2 protein-coding genes are annotated in these 3,479 nt (G+C 58.8%); one reads left to right on the top strand and one right to left on the bottom strand.

Annotated features, from left to right (window positions below):
• The coding region (locus tag B3520_RS02315) for a hypothetical protein (protein WP_286875320.1) at positions 1–299 on the bottom strand (299 nt) is incomplete at its 3' end.
• A gap of 319 nt (positions 300–618) precedes the next feature.
• Between B3520_RS02315 and B3520_RS02320 the strand changes: the two genes are divergently transcribed.
• Positions 619–3,411 (top strand): di-heme oxidoredictase family protein, encoded by a 2,793-nt coding sequence (locus B3520_RS02320; RefSeq protein ID WP_286807137.1) that lies wholly within the window; start codon positions 619–621, stop codon positions 3,409–3,411.
• Positions 3,412–3,479: the final 68 nt, after the last annotated feature.

Consider the following 3,479-nt stretch of genomic DNA (forward strand, 5'->3'; position numbering starts at 1 on the left):
GTTCTTAGAACCCGGATGTTTACGTACAGATACAGCGCGGGCGCGGCCATCAGCCCGAGCGGCTTCAGGACGTAGAAGGTGTACAGGTGGTCGCTCAGCCAGCGTGCTTTCAGCGGCTCTGCCCAGTAGATCAGGGTGTCCAGGAAGTCCACGCCCAGCGACAGCAGGAATAACGACAAGAACAGACGTTGGGCTAGCGGGATTTGGGTGATGAACAGGAGTAAAGCGCCCAGCAACAGGCACTCCAGTACGGCCACCACCAGAACGGTGTCGTTCACGCTGAAAATCGGTACGTCCATACGGGGTTTGACCGTCTTTGATGTTATTGCTTTGGCAAAAAGAATAAACAGAATGCCCGGGGTGATCAATACGCCCGGCGGTGAACCGAGAACCCGTCCACAAAAGCGGAGGTGTCAATACCGACCAGGAAGTTGATATCTTTTTTGTAACCAATTGACAATACTGACTATTTTACCTGGAGTGGCGGTGCTTTTTGGGGGCTCCCGGTGGCACAGGCCACTTTCATGACCGCCCATAAAGTGGGACGACGATGTCCCCGGTCGGGATTAAGGTAAGCGGGACCCATAACCAATAATAGCCATGCGCGAGGTCCACATTATGCGTCTCTACAGTCTGAAACACCGCCTCACCCTCGGGGGAGCCCTGCTTTTTCTGCTCCTGAGCACATCGCTCAGTGCCCAGACCACGGAACTTGCCCGGAACGCCTCTGTTTCTGCGAGCACGGCGGATCTGCCGGCAAGCAACGCCGTGGATGGCGATATGAACACACGCTGGGCCTCGGCGGCACAAACGGATCCGTCCTATCTGACGGTTGATCTCGGCCAGGCCTATGACCTGTCCGACGTGGCGATTCACTGGGAAGCCGCTAATGCGGACACCTACGAAATCCGTGGCTCCAATGACGGCACCAACTGGAGCACCCTGGCGACCCGCACCGGTGGCACCTTCGGGCATCGCACCGACACGGTGGCGGTGAGCGATGAGTATCGTTACGTCCGTATTTTCGGGATATCCCGCAGCCAGGGGAACCAGTGGGGCTACTCCATCTGGGAACTGGAGGTGTACGGCAGTGAGCCCCAAACCGCGCCTGCCGGCTGTGCCGACGGTTGTTTCCAGGAACTGGACGCCACCACCCTGCGAGCCCGCGTCAGCGAGGGCGATATCGTGGACATCCACTACACGGTAAATGGTGGTGGTCAGCAGAATGTCCGGATGCAACAGGACAGCAATGGCTGGTATTACGACCTGCCGAACCTGTTGCCCGGCGATGTGGTCAACGCATCGTTTACGGTGATTGCCGACGGCGTCGGTCGCAGCACCGGTTGGATCAGCCACACCTTCAGTGGCAGCACGGGAAGCAGCAGCTCTTCGAGCAGCTCCAGTAGCAGCGAGCCGAGTTCAAGCAGTAGTGAAAGCAGCTCCAGTTCAAGCAGTGATCAGAGCAGCTCCGAAAGCTCCAGCGTCAGCCAGAGCAGTTCCAGCAGCTCATCGGTCAGCCTTGGCGATATTACGCCGCTGTATGACGCCACCACGACCCTGGAGCCGGTGGTGCAGTACGAAACCGACACCGCGCTGATTACCCGCTTTGCGGATCGGGCCCGGGACCGTCACGCCAAAGAAGATCAGTTCCAGGCCTACGATCATTATCTGAGCTTTTACTGGGAGGATCGTACTGCGGCCATTGAAATCATTGACGAGGTCGCAAAGGGCGGCGATACCGTGCGGATGAATGTGCGCACCGAGTTTATGCTCAGTAATACCGAGGCCGAAAATCGCTGGTTCTATCGGGGTGTGGGTACCGTGGCCGAGTATTGCGACAACGGCACCATGGTGGTGGTCGACAACCTGAATTACTACAAAGAGCGCAGCCATAACTGCCGTGAAGGCCGTCCGATTCAGGTCGGCGACAAACTGGAGTTTGAGATCAGCCAATTCCTGGATGCCAGCGTGCCCAATGGCCGTGCGAACTACTACGGCACCACTTACCTCTATATCGTGGGCGAGGGGCTGGTGCCTTGGGACGTCGGTGGCTCCACCCCGTTCGGTGGCGTGAAAGACTCCTTCAAAATCCCGGAGCACGCCTGGTTGGGTGGTGATACCACCATTCACGAAATGACCTCGGGTGAAACGGACAACCATTTTATGCAGATGGCGACCAACCTGGGCTATGACAATGGTCAACCCTTCGTTCGTGGTCGGCGGGTATTGCATACCTCCTTTGACGATGGTCGCCACGACGAGCGTCCGATTGAAAATCCCGTCTTCAACGACATGGTGGGCCTGGCAGGGCCTCACTACATCAACGACAGCTGTGCCGGTTGTCATGAGCGCAATGGTCGGGCGGCCCCGGCGCCGGTGGGCGAACCGCTGGATAAGTGGTCCTTTAAGGTTGCGGCGGATGACGGCTCTCCGGACCCGGACCTCGGGCAGGTTCTGCAGTCGGAGACGAGCGACGGTGCAACCAGCGAGGGCACCGTGTCCATCGCTTACTGGACCGAAGAGAACGGCCTGCGCTCACCCAACTACCAGTTTAGCGGTGCGGTGCCCGACCGATTCTCCGCGCGTATCGCGCCCAATCTTGTGGGTATTGGTCTGCTTGAGGCCATTCCCGAATCCGCGATTCTGGCTCAGGCCGACCCGGACGATGCGGATGGTGATGGTATTTCCGGTCGCCCCAGCCGTGTGCTGGACCCGGAAACCGGCGATACCCGACTCGGACGCTTTGGTTGGAAAGCGGGTACCGTTAGCGTCAAACACCAGTTGGCCAGCGCCTTCAACACCGATATGGGTGTGATGACCTCGGTGCTGCCCGAGCCGGATTGCGGGGCCAATCAGACTGACTGCGGCAGTACGGGCAGCGAACTGGCCGACGAGCATCTGGATGATCTGGTGAAATACATTGCCCTGCTGGGTGTTCGCCCGCAGCGCAACTATGATGATCCGGCGGTGCAGAATGGCGAACAGCTGTTCGATACGGTCGGCTGTGCGGGATGCCATACACCCAGCTACCAGACCAGCGAGTATCATCCGTTGGCGGAGCTGCGCGATCAGACCATTTACCCCTATACGGACATGTTGCTGCACGATATGGGGCCGGGTTTGGCGGATAATCTGGGCGAAGGTGAAGCCACTGGGTCCGAGTGGCGCACGCCGCCTTTGTGGGGCCTGGGTCTGTCGGCCTGTGTGACCGGCGGTGTGGAAAACCCCACAGGTGGTCAGGGTAACGAGGTCTGCACGCCGGAGCACAGCTATCTGCACGACGGTCGCGCTCGCTCCGTAGAGGAGGCGATTTTGTGGCACGGTGGAGAAGGGCAGGCGGCGAAGAATGCTTATCAGGCGTTGTCTGCCTCGGATAAGCAGGACTTGCTCAGCTTCCTGAATTCGCTTTAATACGGGATCGCTTTGGGGTTGTCGGATTACGGCCTTTGGCCTAATCCGACCTCTCATAACTCAGTCAA

The organism is Marinimicrobium sp. UBA4509, assembly GCF_002388575.1.
Classification (GTDB): Bacteria; Pseudomonadota; Gammaproteobacteria; order Pseudomonadales; family Cellvibrionaceae; genus Marinimicrobium; species Marinimicrobium koreense.